The sequence below is a fragment of the Pseudomonas sp. 05N434 genome, assembly GCF_056396965.1.
This window is the reverse complement of the sequence record NZ_JBFTMK010000071.1, coordinates 1-13,534: the sequence shown is the minus strand read 5'-3', so window position 1 is coordinate 13,534 and position 13,534 is coordinate 1. Positions and strand designations below refer to the sequence as shown.

General features: G+C 61.7%; 18 protein-coding genes and 1 pseudogene. 12 read left to right on the top strand and 7 right to left on the bottom strand.

The genetic code is table 11. The features are described 5' to 3' along the window. Nucleotides 1-4 precede the first annotated feature (4 nt). The 4 genes from AC1DLB_RS07345 to AC1DLB_RS07330 form a co-directional block, all read right to left on the bottom strand. Nucleotides 5-523: a DUF3299 domain-containing protein gene (locus tag AC1DLB_RS07345; protein ID WP_477784810.1), complete on the bottom strand. Its 519-nt coding sequence runs from the start codon at nt 521-523 to the stop codon at nt 5-7. A gap of 11 nt (nt 524-534) precedes the next feature. Further along, nucleotides 535-1,800, bottom strand: a complete 1,266-nt coding sequence (locus AC1DLB_RS07340) for an ABC transporter permease (RefSeq protein ID WP_007933653.1) — start codon at nt 1,798-1,800, stop codon at nt 535-537. Between the two features lies 1 nt (nt 1,801). Then, nucleotides 1,802-2,512, bottom strand: a complete 711-nt coding sequence (locus AC1DLB_RS07335) for an ABC transporter ATP-binding protein (protein ID WP_019650853.1) — start codon at nt 2,510-2,512, stop codon at nt 1,802-1,804. A 156-nt stretch (nt 2,513-2,668) separates the two neighbouring features. Next, a complete protein-coding gene (locus tag AC1DLB_RS07330) occupies nt 2,669-3,256 on the bottom strand; it encodes a DUF2796 domain-containing protein (RefSeq protein ID WP_477743834.1) in 588 nt (195 codons plus the stop codon). Nucleotides 3,257-3,391: 135 nt separating this feature from the next. Between AC1DLB_RS07330 and AC1DLB_RS07325 the strand changes: the two genes are divergently transcribed. Then, nucleotides 3,392-3,733: a hypothetical protein gene (locus tag AC1DLB_RS07325; protein ID WP_086945957.1), complete on the top strand. Its 342-nt coding sequence runs from the start codon at nt 3,392-3,394 to the stop codon at nt 3,731-3,733. 15 nt (nt 3,734-3,748) lie between these two features. On the opposite strand, the gene trxA is transcribed toward AC1DLB_RS07325, so the two are convergent. From trxA to AC1DLB_RS07310, 3 genes are all read right to left on the bottom strand, one after another. Next, on the bottom strand, nt 3,749-4,621 hold the full coding sequence (gene trxA / locus AC1DLB_RS07320; RefSeq protein WP_477779358.1) for a thioredoxin: 873 nt from the start codon (nt 4,619-4,621) through the stop codon (nt 3,749-3,751). 97 nt (nt 4,622-4,718) lie between these two features. Continuing rightward, the gene (locus AC1DLB_RS07315) at nt 4,719-5,375 is read right to left on the bottom strand and encodes a class I SAM-dependent methyltransferase (protein ID WP_018925686.1); all 657 of its coding nucleotides are present in this window, start codon (nt 5,373-5,375) and stop codon (nt 4,719-4,721) included. Then, nucleotides 5,372-5,836 (bottom strand): YbaY family lipoprotein, encoded by a 465-nt coding sequence (locus AC1DLB_RS07310; RefSeq protein ID WP_018925687.1) that lies wholly within the window; start codon nt 5,834-5,836, stop codon nt 5,372-5,374. Before AC1DLB_RS07310 ends, AC1DLB_RS07315 begins: the two co-directional genes overlap by 4 nt. Before the next feature lie 116 nt (nt 5,837-5,952). On the opposite strand from AC1DLB_RS07310, the gene nrdR reads away from it, so the two are divergent. The 11 genes and pseudogenes from nrdR (at nt 5,953) to AC1DLB_RS07255 (ending at nt 13,497) form a co-directional block, all read left to right on the top strand. Then, complete coding sequence (gene nrdR, locus AC1DLB_RS07305) at nt 5,953-6,417, top strand: transcriptional regulator NrdR (protein WP_477784809.1); 465 nt, start codon at nt 5,953-5,955, stop codon at nt 6,415-6,417. Next, complete coding sequence (gene ribD, locus AC1DLB_RS07300) at nt 6,414-7,547, top strand: bifunctional diaminohydroxyphosphoribosylaminopyrimidine deaminase/5-amino-6-(5-phosphoribosylamino)uracil reductase RibD (protein ID WP_477784808.1); 1,134 nt, start codon at nt 6,414-6,416, stop codon at nt 7,545-7,547. Before nrdR ends, ribD begins: the two co-directional genes overlap by 4 nt. Nucleotides 7,548-7,591: 44 nt before the next feature. Then, entirely contained in the window at nt 7,592-8,269 is a 678-nt protein-coding gene (locus tag AC1DLB_RS07295) for a riboflavin synthase (protein ID WP_086945954.1), read from the top strand. Nucleotides 8,270-8,285: 16 nt separating this feature from the next. Further along, nucleotides 8,286-9,377, top strand: a complete 1,092-nt coding sequence (gene ribBA, locus AC1DLB_RS07290) for a bifunctional 3,4-dihydroxy-2-butanone-4-phosphate synthase/GTP cyclohydrolase II (RefSeq protein WP_477784807.1) — start codon at nt 8,286-8,288, stop codon at nt 9,375-9,377. Nucleotides 9,378-9,468: 91 nt separating this feature from the next. Beyond that, nucleotides 9,469-9,945 (top strand): 6,7-dimethyl-8-ribityllumazine synthase, encoded by a 477-nt coding sequence (gene ribH / locus AC1DLB_RS07285; protein ID WP_003228649.1) that lies wholly within the window; start codon nt 9,469-9,471, stop codon nt 9,943-9,945. After that, a complete protein-coding gene (gene nusB, locus AC1DLB_RS07280) occupies nt 9,942-10,442 on the top strand; it encodes a transcription antitermination factor NusB (RefSeq protein WP_007933632.1) in 501 nt (166 codons plus the stop codon). Before ribH ends, nusB begins: the two co-directional genes overlap by 4 nt. Before the next feature lie 23 nt (nt 10,443-10,465). After that, nucleotides 10,466-11,431, top strand: coding sequence for a thiamine-phosphate kinase (gene thiL, locus AC1DLB_RS07275; protein WP_477743835.1), 966 nt, complete (start codon nt 10,466-10,468; stop codon nt 11,429-11,431). Further along, nucleotides 11,428-11,931, top strand: a complete 504-nt coding sequence (locus AC1DLB_RS07270; protein WP_018925692.1) for a phosphatidylglycerophosphatase A family protein — start codon at nt 11,428-11,430, stop codon at nt 11,929-11,931. Before thiL ends, AC1DLB_RS07270 begins: the two co-directional genes overlap by 4 nt. A 22-nt stretch (nt 11,932-11,953) precedes the next feature. Then, a pseudogene (locus AC1DLB_RS07265) lies at nt 11,954-12,274 on the top strand (ABC transporter substrate-binding protein); the annotation flags it as partial. 210 nt (nt 12,275-12,484) lie between these two features. After that, nucleotides 12,485-13,102 carry a GTP cyclohydrolase II gene (gene ribA / locus AC1DLB_RS07260; protein WP_018925694.1) on the top strand — a complete coding sequence of 206 codons (618 nt, stop codon included), beginning with the start codon at nt 12,485-12,487 and terminating at the stop codon, nt 13,100-13,102. Beyond that, on the top strand, nt 13,099-13,497 hold the full coding sequence (locus tag AC1DLB_RS07255; protein ID WP_477784806.1) for an MFS transporter: 399 nt from the start codon (nt 13,099-13,101) through the stop codon (nt 13,495-13,497). Before ribA ends, AC1DLB_RS07255 begins: the two co-directional genes overlap by 4 nt. Nucleotides 13,498-13,534: the final 37 nt, after the last annotated feature.

The following is a 13,534-nucleotide window of genomic DNA, read 5'->3' as shown; positions in this document are numbered from 1 at the left end:
GTGTTCACTCCGGCAGTTCATACACATAAATCTTCTGCGCCTCCATCTGATACCCGGCATCCGCCAATTCGCTGGTGGACGCCTTGACCTGCAACGCACCTTCGACCCAGTACGGCTGGTACAGCTCATCGAGCTTCACGCCGACTTCGCTTTTGACGTGCACGATCTGGTTCGACGGCGGAGGCGGTACGTGGATGCAGGCGCCGAAATACGGCACCAGCAGAAACTCCGTGGTGCGGCCTTCTTCACTGACCTCCAGCGGCACGATGTACCCCGGCAAGCGAATGTTCTGGCCATCGAGACTTTTCACCACCGGCGCGTTCGGCATGTCCTGTTTGGCGCCCGGGGCCGACTCCGCGGACAATGCGTCGCTCATCTTCGACAGGTCGTGCAGCGGCGTCATGTTCGGCACTTCCGGCGGGGCATCCGGCGGGATCATTTCCGACCAGGTCAGGTCTTTCGGCTCGGCCGCCCACAGCGGCAGAGCAACCAACATCAACAGCGCAAGCAGAGCGCGGGGCATGTTCAAGGTCCTCACAGGCGGATCGACAGGCCATCGGCCAAGGATTGGCGATAAGCGCGCCAGGCCGGCACGCTGCCCATCAGCAGCGCGGCGATCAGGATGCCACCGAGCAGCGTCCATTCATATTCGCTTGGCCAGGCCAGCGGCAGGTACAAACCGTAATTCGACTGCACGTAACCCTGCGCCACGGCGATGCCCACATACAGCAGCGCCACGCCGGCAATCACTCCCGACAGCGCCAGGGCAAACGCTTCCAGCACCAGTAAAGTCGCGATATGCCATGGCCGCGCACCCACCGAACGCAGAATCGCCATCTCCCGGCGCCGCTCGTTGAGGCTGGTGAGAATCGCCGTAAGCATGCCGATCAACCCGGTCAGCACCACGAACAGCGAGACGACGAACAAGGCTTTTTCCGCCGTGCTCATCAAACTCCACAGCTCCTGCAACGCCACACCCGGCAGGATCGCCAGCATCGGTTCGCCACGGAATTCGTTGATTTCACGTTGCAGCGCGAAGGTCGAAATCTTGTTGTTAAGGCCGAGCATGAACGCGGTGATCGCTTGCGGCGTCAGGTCCATGTTACGCGCCTGATCGGCACTGACCCGACCGTTACCCCGCGCCGGTACACCGTTGTGCCAGTCGATGTGGATCGCTTCCATGCCGCCGAGGCTGATGTGCAGCGTGCGGTCCACCGGGGTGCCGGTGCGTTTGAGAATGCCGACCACGGTGAACGGTTTGTCGTCATGCTTGACCAGGCTGATCGCCGCCACGCCATGGGCCAGCACCAGTTTGTCGCCGAGTTTGTAGTGCAGCGCGTCGGCCACTTCGGCGCCGAGCACCACTTCGAACGGATCGCTGGCGAAGGCACGGCCGTCGGCCAGTTCCAGATGCTGTTGATGGCCATACTGGTAATGCTCGAAGTACGCCTCAGTGGTGCCCATCACCCGATAACCACGATGGGAATCGCCGAGGGACATCGGGATCGCCCACTTCACTTTCGGGTTGTTGGCGAACTGCTCGAAGCTGTCCCAGCGGATGTTGTTGGTGGCGTTGCCGATGCGGAATACCGAATACAGCAGCAGGTTCACCGAGCCGGAACGCGCGCCGACGATCAGATCGGTGCCGCTGATGGTGCTGGCGAAACTGGCCTTGGCCTCGGTGCGCACCCGCTCCACCGCCAGCAGCAGGCAGACCGACAGGGCGATGGCGAACGCGGTGAGGATCGCGGTGAAGCGACGGTTAGCGAGGCTGGCCATGGCTAGACGAAACAAATACATCTCAAACCTCGGACGGGGTGGCGGCGCGATTGAGATCGGCCAGCGACAGGTGGCGATCGAACAGCGGCGCGAGGCTCTGATCGTGGCTGACGAACAACAGGCTCGAGCCGGCTTCGCGGCATTCGGCGAACAACAGGCGAATGAAGTTTTCGCGAGCGTCGTAGTCCAGGGCCGAGGTCGGTTCGTCGGCGATCACCAGTTCCGGCTGACCGATCAGTGCACGCGCGGCAGCGACCCGCTGCTGCTGGCCGATGGACAGTGAATCGGCGCGGCGGCCCAGAATGTTTTCGTCCTTCAGGCCCAGATGGGCGAGCAGGGTGGCGGCGGCCTGATCGACGCTGCCGTGGCGCTGTTTCGCCCGCTCGGCGCGCAGTTTCGAGAAGTGACAGGGCAGTTCGACGTTCTCCCGCACCGACAGAAACGGCAGCAAGTTGAATTGCTGGAAGATGTAGCCGGTGTGATCGACCCGGAAGTGGTCGCGAGCCCCGGCAGACAGTTCAGTCAATTCCTGGCCGAGCAACCGGATGCTGCCGCGATCAGGCTTTTGCACACCGCCGAGCAAGCCGAGCAGGGTGGTCTTGCCGCTGCCGCTGGGGCCTTTGAGGAACAGGGTTTCACCAGGCTCCAGGCGAAACGCCGGGATGTCCAGCAGCGGCGGGTGACCGGGCCAGCTGAAGCCCAGGTCGGACAATTCGATGAGTGCTTGGGTCATGGCGCCGATTTCATGAGGTTTGTCTCGACTTCGCATTCAACATTACCCCCTGTAGGAGCGAGGCTTGCCCGCGAAGAGGCCAGTAGATCCAACAGAGATGTTGACTGACAGATCGCTTTCGCGGGCAAGACTCGCTCCTACAGGATTGGTGTCGGATCAGAATTTCAGGGCAGCCGCCTTGGCCGTCACCTCAACCCCTTGCTGCCCGCTCGGGCTGACCAGTTGTACCTGAATCTTCTGGGTAGCCGGGAACGTGTTGAAGACAGTCGCCAGGTCCAGGGTCTTCAGCGCGCCCGGGGCCGAGCAGCTGAATTGGTAACGGGCGTGGATTTCGCTGTGGTCATGTTGATGCTCGTGACCGTCCTTGGCTTCTTCATGCTCATCGTCGGCATCCGGTTTGTCACCGAACAACGGGCTTTCCAGTTCCTGGGTCGCGACCACGCAACCGGCGGCTTTCGGCAGGTTGAACAGCGTCAGCGGTTTTTCCAGTTGGGCACGGACCGCAGCGACTTTGGCCTTGTCGGCATCGGTGGTGGCGGCGTGCTCGAACCCCACCAGGTTCATTGCCGGGCTTTCCAGCTCCAGCTCCAGGGTCTGGCTGTCCAGCGCCGCATTCAAACGACCGACGCCGTGTTCGTGGGCACCGAGGCTGCCGTGCTCATGGTCGTGATCTTGCTCGACAGCCGCGTGGGCGACAGCCAGCGGCAACAAGGCAAACGGCAAAGCGAGCAGCAGACGGCGCATGACGGGTCTCCGAAAAGTAAAATGAAAAATTTGTTATGTAATCTTATAACGAAAGTGCCGAGAGTTTGACCGTCTGCTTGGCGTTGTGCAAGACCCATGGGAGCATGCGAGTCAGGTATGTGCTGGAGCAGACTTATGTTGCGAATACGCGGAAGCATCGGCGACTGGCCGGTGGATTTGACCCTTGAACTGGATGAGGGCGACTGGGCGCAGCTCGGTGCGCAGTTGCAGGCTGCCAAACCCGAGGCGAGTGCAACACCGGTCAAACCGGTGAATCAGGATGATGCGCTATGGCAGATCGCCAAAGAATTGCTGCGCAAGGCCGGGCAATTGAGTGGGCCGGATTTGCTGGAGCAACTGGAAGGGCTGACCGGCAGCGCAGCGGCGGGCAAGCGCTTGTTGGTGCGCTTGCGCCACTGCGCAGAGGTCAAAGTAGTGAGCGGCGGGGATACGCCGCTCTACAGCTGGATCGAGTAAGCCGCAAAAAAGAGCTTAATAGAGCGCGGCAAACAGCTTGCGACGGTACGTGGTCACCAACGGGTGATCGTTGCCCAGCAGTTCGAACACTTGCAGCAAGGTCTTGTGTGGCAAGCCTTCGCTGTAGCTGCGGTTGCGGACGAACAGTTTCAGCAACGCATCCAGCGCCGCGTCGTATTGCTGACGGGCCAGTTGCTGGATCGCCAACTGATAGACCGCCTCATCATCCTGCGGATTTTTCGCCAGGCGTGCTTTCAGGTCTGCCGCATCCGGCAAATCCCTGGCCTGGCCGAGAAACTGGATCTGCGCCTTGGCGCCGGCCAGCGCGGCCTTGTGTTCATCGGTCTTGACCGCGTCGAGTACGGCTTGCGCTTCACTCAGCTCGCTGCGCTCGGTAAGGCAGCGGGCGTAGAGGATCAGTGCCTTGGCATTGGTGTTGTCTTCAGTCAGCAAGATTTTGAGCGTGGCTTCGGCGTCGACGAAACGGCCTTCATCGAACAGCGCCTGAGCCTGTTCAAACGGGTCGGCGGCGGCTGGAGGCGGCATTTGCACATGAGGTTCGAGCATCGTGCGCACAGCGGATTCCGGTTGCGCACCGGCAAAACCGTCCACCGGCTGACCGTCCTTGAACAGCACCACGGTCGGCAGGCTGCGAATGCCGAAACGCGCAACAATGTCTTGCTCGATGTCGCAGTTGACCTTGGCCAGCAGCAACTCACCCTGATAGCTCTCGGCGATGGTTTGCAGCATCGGCATCAAGGCCTTGCACGGCGCACACCATTCGGCCCAGAAATCCACCAGTACCGGTTTGTGGAAAGAGTTCTCGATCACCGACTGGTCGAAATCGGCAGTCGTGGCGTCGAAGATGTACGGCGTTTCCTGACTCATGGGGGATCTCGTAAAAGCGTGGATGAGGCCACTATAAGGCTTGGTGGGGGGCGGCTGAAAGCGGGGGTGATCCAACTCTTGYCCGTGAAGCTTTTTGCTAACCGCGCCGCGCGTGGTAAAGGCTCACATGCCGAAACTCTTCGGGTTCGGCCAGGTCCGGCAAGGTCATCGCCTGCAGCATCTCGATGCGCTGATACAGCGGATGGCGAAAATCCCGCACCCGTGAATCCGCCACCAACGCTTCCCGGCCACGGCTGAGAAACTCGTCGAGTAGCGGCAGATTCTCCCGGTCGTACAACACGTCGGCCACCAGAACCAGATCAAATCGATCCGCTTCGGCGAAAAAATCCGTCGAGTAGCGCAGCTGCACATCATTGAGTTCGGCGTTCGCCCGACACGCGGCAATCGCCAGCGGGTCCAGGTCACAGGCCACCACTTCCAGCGCCCCGGCCTTCACGGCCGCAATCGCAGCCACGCCGGAACCGGCGCCGAAATCCAGCACCCGTTTGCCTACGACCCAGTGCGGGTGTTCGGCGAGATAGCGGGCCACGGCCAGCCCACTGGCCCAGCAGAAACTCCAGTACGGCGGCTCGTGGAGAATCCGCCGGGTTTCTTCGGGGCTGAAGGCGCGATCCATGTTGTCGCCGTCGATCAGCCAGAGTTTCAGCTCGGTGCCCGGCAATTCACAGGCTACAAGCTGTGCGTCACCGAGCAGTTCACCCAACGCCTGTTGCAGGTCGAGCGGTGCAATCATGGCGCTTTGACGAATTGCAACTGACCCAGGGCCTGGGTCGTCGGCTGGGTGATGAGTTGCGCCGGCAGATGCAGAATCAACTGCCCGGACTGGCTGGCGCGGCCGCGCAGTTCAACGCGAGCGCCAACCGGGAAGGATTCAGGGTTGAAACGCAGGCGAAACGGCAACACCTGATTGGTGCCGATCAGGTTGGCACTGGCGAGCAATTGTTGCGGGCGATCCTTTTCGTCGATCACCAGCAGCGCCAGTTCGACTTCGGCGTCGGCCGGCACGCCCATCAGGGTGCCACTGATTTCACGTTGGTAAGCCGGCAGCGGGCCGAGCTCGGCAGACGCCTTGGCCTTCTTCTGCGCCTGTTGCGGCGCTGGGCCTGGTGTTGGTGGCTGGGGCTTGGGTGCATCGCTGCCACAGGCCACCAGCAGGCTGAAAAGACTGAGCAAAACGAGCGGTCGTAACGACATTGGCGGCTCCAGCAAGGTGAAAACATTATAGCCCGTCTGTATACCGCAAACCCTATGGCTTGTCTTGCCACGGGGATGCGCTACCATGGCCCTCCCATTTTTTGTTGCCTGCCACCATGCACTGTCCCTTCYGCGGTGCCAACGACACCAAGGTCATCGACTCGCGTCTGGTCGCCGAGGGCGAACAGGTGCGCCGCCGGCGTGAATGCCTGGCCTGCGGCGAACGCTTCACGACGTTCGAAACCGCTGAACTGGTGTTGCCGCGCCTGATCAAAACCGACGGCAGTCGCCAGCCGTTCGACGAAGAAAAACTTCGTGCCGGCATGCAGCGAGCGCTGGAGAAGCGCCCGGTGAGTGTCGAGCGCCTGGAATCGTCGCTGGTGCACATCAAACACAAGCTGCGCGCCACTGGCGAGCGCGAGGTCAAATCCCTCGTGGTCGGCGAACTGGTGATGGCCGAGCTGAAAAAGCTTGATGAAGTCGCCTATATCCGCTTCGCTTCGGTGTACCGACGCTTCCAGGACCTCAACGAGTTCCGCGAAGAGATCGATCGCCTCGCCCGTGAACCGGTGAAAGAATGACCACCTCCCCGGAACAAGCCATCCTCGACGCCCATTACATGGCCCGTGCCCTGGAACTGGCGCGCAAAGGTCATTACACGACGCACCCCAACCCGCGGGTTGGCTGCGTGGTGGTGCGTGACGGGCAGATTGTCGGCGAAGGCTGGCATGTGCGCGCCGGCGAGCCCCATGCCGAAGTCCACGCCTTGCGTGCCGCCGGTGACAAGGCGCGAGGCGCCACGGCTTACGTGACCCTGGRACCGTGCAGCCACCACGGCCGTACACCCCCCTGCGCCGATGCGCTGGTGAATGCCGGTGTGGCGCGCGTCGTTGCGGCGATGCAGGACCCGAACCCGGAAGTTGCCGGTCGCGGTCTGCAACGTCTGGCCCAGGCGGGAATCGCCACCGAAAGCGGCGTGCTGGAAGGTGAGGCGCGCAAGCTCAATGAAGGCTTCCTCAAGCGCATGGAACACGGCTTGCCGTTCGTGCGGGTCAAGTTGGCCATGAGCCTCGACGGTCGCACAGCGATGGAAAGCGGCGAGAGCCAATGGATTACCGGCCCGGCGGCTCGCTCGGCGGTACAACGGCTGCGCGCGCAGGCCAGCGTGGTGCTGACCGGCGCCGACACGGTGCTGGCGGACAATGCCCGCTTGACCGTGCGTGCCGATGAATTGGGCCTCGATCCCGAACAAACCGCCTTGGCCATGAGCCGTCCGCCACTGCGCGTGCTGATCGACGGTCGCCTGCGGGTGCCTCTGGACGCGCCGTTTTTCAAGGCTGGTCCGGCGTTGGTTGCGACGTGCATGGCGATCGAAGAGCAATACGCCAACGGTCCGGAGTGCCTGATCGTGGCGGGCGACGATGGCCAGGTCGACCTGCGCAAGTTGCTGGTTGAACTGGCTGCCCGTGACGTCAACGAGGTGCTGGTCGAAGCCGGTCCGCGTCTGGCCGGGGCGTTTGCTCAGCAAGGGTTGGTGGACGAGTTCCAGATTTTCATTGCCGGCAAGTTTCTCGGCTCCACGGCGCGACCGTTGCTGGACTGGCCGCTGGCGCAGATGAAAGATGCGCCCGAGCTCAAAATTACCGAAATCCGCGCGGTTGGCGATGACTGGCGAGTCATTGCCATACCTGTCCCAACGGTCAGCGTATAATTCCCGGCTGCAGCCCAGAAGGCCCTGTTCTCGAGGAGGACTCCATGTTTACCGGCATCATCGAATCCATCGGCAGTATTCGTGCATTGACCCCAAAAGGCGGAGATGTGCGGGTTTACGTAGAAACCGGCAAGCTCGACCTGAGCGACGTCAAACTGGGCGACAGCATTGCCGTCAACGGCGTGTGCCTGACGGCGGTTGAACTGCCGGGCAATGGCTTTGCGGCGGACGTCAGTCGCGAAACCCTCGACTGCACCGCCATGAATGACCTCAAAAGCGGCAGCCCGGTCAACCTGGAAAAAGCCCTGACCCCGACCACCCGCCTGGGTGGGCACTTGGTCAGCGGTCACGTCGACGGTGTCGGCGAAGTGGTTTCGCGCAGCGACAATGCCCGCGCCGTGGAATTTCGCATCCGTGCGCCGAAAGAACTGGCCAAGTACATCGCCCATAAAGGTTCGATCACCGTCGACGGCACCAGCCTGACGGTGAACGCGGTCGATGGCGCCGAATTCCTGCTGACGATCATTCCGCACACCCTGAGTGAAACCATCATGGCTTCTTACAAGCCAGGTCGCCGGGTGAACCTGGAGGTCGATCTGCTGGCCCGTTATCTGGAGCGCCTGCTGCTGGGTGACAAAGCTGCTGAGCCTGGCTCTTCGCAGAAGTCTGGCGGCACTATTACTGAAAGCTTTCTGGCCCAAAACGGCTACCTCAAATCCTGACTCAAGGGGGTGCCTTGTGGYGCTCAATAGCATCGAAGAACTGGTTGAAGACATCCGCCAAGGCAAGATGGTCATCCTCATGGATGACGAAGACCGCGAGAACGAAGGCGACCTGATCATGGCCGCCGAGTGCTGCAAGGCTGAGCACATCAACTTCATGGCCAAGCACGCCCGTGGCCTGATCTGCATGCCAATGAGCCGCGAGCGCTGCGAACTGCTCAAGCTGCCATTGATGGCGCCACGCAACGGTTCCGGCTTCGGCACCAAGTTCACCGTGTCCATCGAAGCCGCCGAAGGCGTGACCACCGGTATCTCCGCGGCTGACCGTGCGCGTACCGTACAAGCCGCTGCCGCCAAAGACGCCAAGGCTGAAGACATCGTCAGCCCCGGCCACATCTTCCCGCTGATGGCCCAGGCCGGCGGCACCCTGGCCCGCGCCGGCCATACCGAAGCGGCTTGCGACCTGGCACGCATGGCCGGTTTCGAGCCGAGCGGTGTGATCTGCGAAGTGATGAACGACGACGGCACCATGTCCCGTCGCGCCGAACTCGAAGCGTTTGCCGCCGAGCACAACATCAAGATCGGCACCATTGCCGACCTGATCCACTACCGGATGATCCACGAACGTACCGTTCAGCGGATTGCCGAGCAGCCATTGGACAGCGAACTGGGCCAGTTCAACCTGGTGACCTATCGTGATTCGGTGGAAGGCGACGTGCACATGGCCCTGACCCTGGGCAACGTGTGCGCCGAAGAACCGACCCTGGTTCGGGTGCACAACATGGACCCGCTGCGTGACCTGCTGATGGTCAAGCAACCGGGCCGCTGGAGCCTGCGCGCCGCCATGGCCGCGGTTGCCGAGGCTGGCAGCGGTGTGGTGCTGTTGCTCGGTCACCCGCTCGATGGCGACGTGTTGCTGGCGCACATCCGCGAAACCGCCGACCACAGCGCAGTGAAAAAGCCGACCACCTACAGCATCGTTGGTGCCGGTTCGCAGATCCTTCGGGACCTGGGCGTGCGTAAAATGCGCCTGATGTCTGCGCCGATGAAATTTAATGCGATATCCGGTTTCGATCTGGAAGTTGTAGAATACGTGCCCTCCGAATAATGACCGGTTGTTTCCAGTCCTTGATTCGCGGCTAACACATCACTGAGGGATGCGTAGAAAACGCGTCCCGGCTCTTTAAGAGATCTAACGAATGACCCTGAAGACCATCGAAGGTACCTTCATCGCCCCTAAAGGCCGCTACGCTCTGGTAGTGGGCCGTTTCAACAGCTTCGTGGTTGAAAGCCTGGTCAGCGGTGCAGTTGATGCCCTGGTTCGCCATGGCGTGAGCGAAAGCGACATCACCATCATCCGTGCGCCTGGCGCCTTCGAAATCCCGCTGGTTGCGCAGAAAGTCGCTCAGAAGGGCGAGTTCGCGGCAATCATCGCCTTGGGCGCGGTCATTCGTGGCGGTACTCCGCACTTCGAATACGTGGCTGGCGAATGCACCAAGGGCCTGGCCCAGGTGTCCATGGAGTTCGGCGTACCGGTCGCTTTCGGCGTACTGACCGTTGATTCCATCGAACAAGCCATCGAACGTTCCGGCACCAAGGCCGGTAACAAAGGTGCTGAAGCTGCCCTGTCCGCTCTGGAAATGGTCAGCCTGCTGGCGCAGTTGGAGGCCAAGTGATTAGCGACGATAGCGATCGTTTCAACCCGCGCGATCCAAAGCCTGCGGATGCCGGCAAGCCATCGAAAAGCGCCAAGCGTCGCGAAGCCCGTCAGCTCGCGACCCAGGCGCTGTACCAATGGCATATGGCCAAGCAGTCGCTGAACGAGATCGAAGCGCAGTTCCGGGTCGATAACGATTTTACCGATGTCGATGGCGCGTACTTCCGCGAAATCCTGCACGGGGTTCCGCAGTTCAAGACCGAGATCGACACCGCGCTCAAGCCTTGCCTGGACTTGACAATCGAAGAGCTGGACCCGGTTGAACTGGCGGTTCTGCGCCTGTCCACCTGGGAACTGCTCAAGCGTGTCGACGTGCCATACCGCGTGGTGATCAACGAAGGTATCGAACTGGCCAAGGTCTTCGGTTCCACCGACGGCCACAAGTTCGTCAACGGTGTGCTCGACAAGCTGGCCCCGCGTCTGCGTGAAGCCGAAGTGAAGGCGTTCAAGCGCTGATTGGCGCTTGAACTGCCATTGCCATGGGTGAGTTTGAGCTGATCCGCAACTTCTTCGCCGCCGCGCCTTGTGCGCAGGGCGGCGAAGGCGTTGCCCTCGGGATCGGCGACGACTGCGCCTTGCTGGCTATTCCTCCCGGGGAGCAGTTGGCGATTTCTACCGATACGCTGGTGGCCGGTGTGCATTTCGCCGACCCCTGCGATCCGTTTCTGCTCGGCCAGCGCTCGCTGGCCGTGGCCGTCAGCGACCTGGCCGCCATGGGCGCCACCCCCGTTGCCTTTACCCTTGCCTTGACCTTGCCGACCGGGACTTCCGATTGGCTGGAAGCGTTCGCCCGTGGTTTGAACCTCATGGCGCAGAATTGCCGTGTGGCACTGGTGGGCGGCGATACCACTCGCGGGCCGTTGAGCCTGACCATGACCGTGTTCGGCCGGGTGCCGACCGGTCTGGCGTTGACCCGCAGCGGCGCACGGCCGGGCGATTTACTCTGTGTGGGCGGTGAACTGGGTAACGGCGCGGGCGCATTGCCGCTGGTGCTCGGCCAGCGGACTGCGGACGCGGCCATCGCCGAGCCATTGCTGGCCCACTACTGGTCGCCGCAACCGCAACTGGCGTTGGGCCAGGCCTTGCGTGGCAAGGCCACCGCCGCGCTGGACATCTCCGACGGCCTGCTCGCCGACTGCGGGCATATTGCCCTGGCGTCGAAAGTCGGGATTCGGGTAGAGCGCAGCAGGCTGCCGTTGTCGAAGGCGCTGCTGGCTTTCCTCGGTCAATCCGGCGCTGAGCAGGCTGCCCTGAGTGGCGGTGACGATTACGTGCTGGCCTTCACCTTGCCGCCTGCCGAGTTGCCATCGTTACTGGCGGACGGCTGGCCGATCCATGTGCTCGGGCAGGTGGTTGCAGGGCAGGGCGTGATTCTGCTGGACGCCGACGGACACGACATCACCCCGCCAATCCGGGGTTACCAACATTTTCGGGAGACACCGTGACAGATCATCCCAAACAGGTTCCGTCGGAGTTCGTACCACCGTCGGTCTGGCGCAATCCGTGGCATTTCCTGGCGTTCGGCTTCGGCTCGGGCACCCTRCCAAAAGCGCCGGGCACCTGGGGTTCGTTAGTGGCGTTACCCTTTATTCCGTTGTGGCAGATGCTGCCCGACTGGGGCTACTGGCTGATGCTCGGCATCACCATGCTGTTCGGCTTCTGGCTGTGCGGCAAGGTCGCCGACGATTTGCGCGTGCACGACCATGAAGGCATCGTCTGGGACGAAATGGTCGGGATGTGGATCACCCTGTGGCTGGTGCCGCAAGGTTGGTATTGGTTGTTGGCGGGGTTCCTGATGTTCCGCTTCTTCGACATCCTCAAGCCTTGGCCGATTCGCTGGATCGACCGGCATGTGCACGGTGGCGTCGGGATCATGCTCGACGACGTGCTTGCGGGGGTGTTCGCGTGGTTGGCGATGCAAGGGCTGGTCTGGCTTTTCGCCTGAAGGCTACAGTCGAGGACGAAAGATGGCTCGCTGGTTGATGGTGATGGTTTTCGCGACGTTTTGCTCGTTCGCCCAGGCGGGGGATGCACCGACGACGCCGTCCGTGATTCACCTGGCCAGCGAAGCGTGGGAAGACTTTACCGCCGCCGATGGTCGTGGTTTGGGCTGGGACGTGTTGCGCGAAGTGTTCGAGCCTGCGGGCGTCAAACTGGATATTCGAATCGAACCGTATACGCGCGCCACGGGCCTGGCACAGCGTGGCGAAGTGGACGCGTGTGTCGGTGCCTATCGGGATGAAGTCAGTGACGTGCTCTATCCGCGCTGGAGTTTCGATACCGATCCGGGTAAAAAGCGGTCAGCTGAAACCGGTCTTCGAACGCTGGAAACAGCCCTATCCGTTCGGCTCGAAATGAAAACGTTCAATGCGGGCGCGGGGCAGATATCAAACTTTTTGATCGTTATGGCCGATAATTCAGCCTAAGCGTCTGTAGGAACGTGCTGTTACAATGCCGCCTCTGCGAATCTTCAGTACTTATAGATCAGGAGCACACCGGTGCCTGTCGTTTTTGTCGCCGCTTCCAAGCTGCCAACGCCTTTTGCGCAATTCACCATGCACGGCTTTCTCGATGAAGAGAACGGGCGTGAGCACGTGGTGCTGAGCCTGGGTGAGATCGCCGACGGTGCTCCGGTACTCGGTCGGTTGCACTCCGAATGCCTGACCGGCGATGCCTTGTTCAGCCAGCGTTGCGACTGTGGTTCGCAACTCGAGGCGGCGTTGCAGGCGATCGCCCGTGAAGGCCGTGGCGTATTGCTCTACTTGCGTCAGGAAGGCCGTGGCATTGGCCTGCTGAACAAGATCCGCGCTTATGAATTGCAGGACGGCGGTGCTGACACCGTTGAAGCCAACGAGCGTCTGGGTTTCGCCGCCGATCAGCGCGACTACGCCATGTGCCTGCCAATGCTGGAGCATCTGGGCGTGAAATCCCTGCGACTGATGACCAACAACCCACGCAAGGTCAAAGCCTTGACCGACATGGGCATCGTGGTTGCCGAGCGCGTGCCGTTGCACACCGGGCACAACCCGCACAACAAACTCTACCTGGCCACCAAGGCCAGCAAGCTCGACCACATGATGGGCAACGAGCACCAGGGCGAGGCTGACCGGGCGTGACCCGCGGTCAGGTACGGCGACGACTGGCCGTCAACTGGTGGCAATTTCTGGCGTTGGCCTTGCTGCCGCTGTTCGTGGTCAATGGCTTATTCGGCCAAAGCGAGGCGATTCTGCCGGTGCTGGCCATGCCGTTTTTCATTGCCGGTGTGGCGTCGATGTTTGTCAGCCTGAAGTTCTTTGGCGGTTACAAACATGCGCTGATCGCGACCCAAAAAGCCCTCGATACCCCTGAAGAACCCACCGCCTGGATCGCCCTGGCCGCGAAACGCCGTGCTGCGTTTCTGGTCGCCGGCCTGCCCGCCTGGATCGGCGCACTGGCAGTCTTCGTTGGTCTGGAAGCCGTGCCGCTGATGCTGCTGGCGTTGTCGACGGCGGTGCTGTTCTACCTCCGCTGATGCTGCTGGCGTTGTCGACGGCGGTGCTGTTCTACCT

Bases quoted from the DNA above. Each gene is read 5' to 3' on its own strand.
- AC1DLB_RS07335 (WP_019650853.1), bottom strand. From the start codon at position 2,512: ATGACCCAAGCACTCATCGAATTGTCCGACCTGGGCTTCAGCTGGCCC.
- AC1DLB_RS07315 (WP_018925686.1), bottom strand. From the start codon at position 5,375: ATGATTGCACCGCTCGACCTGCAACAGGCGTTGGGTGAACTGCTCGGT.
- thiL (WP_477743835.1), top strand. From the start codon at position 10,466: ATGGGTGAGTTTGAGCTGATCCGCAACTTCTTCGCCGCCGCGCCTTGT.
- AC1DLB_RS07295 (WP_086945954.1), top strand. From the start codon at position 7,592: ATGTTTACCGGCATCATCGAATCCATCGGCAGTATTCGTGCATTGACC.
- AC1DLB_RS07330 (WP_477743834.1), bottom strand. From the start codon at position 3,256: ATGCGCCGTCTGCTGCTCGCTTTGCCGTTTGCCTTGTTGCCGCTGGCT.
- AC1DLB_RS07340 (WP_007933653.1), bottom strand. From the start codon at position 1,800: ATGTATTTGTTTCGTCTAGCCATGGCCAGCCTCGCTAACCGTCGCTTC.
- AC1DLB_RS07345 (WP_477784810.1), bottom strand. From the start codon at position 523: ATGCCCCGCGCTCTGCTTGCGCTGTTGATGTTGGTTGCTCTGCCGCTG.
- AC1DLB_RS07325 (WP_086945957.1), top strand. From the start codon at position 3,392: ATGTTGCGAATACGCGGAAGCATCGGCGACTGGCCGGTGGATTTGACC.
- AC1DLB_RS07310 (WP_018925687.1), bottom strand. From the start codon at position 5,836: ATGTCGTTACGACCGCTCGTTTTGCTCAGTCTTTTCAGCCTGCTGGTG.
- ribH (WP_003228649.1), top strand. From the start codon at position 9,469: ATGACCCTGAAGACCATCGAAGGTACCTTCATCGCCCCTAAAGGCCGC.
- trxA (WP_477779358.1), bottom strand. From the start codon at position 4,621: ATGAGTCAGGAAACGCCGTACATCTTCGACGCCACGACTGCCGATTTC.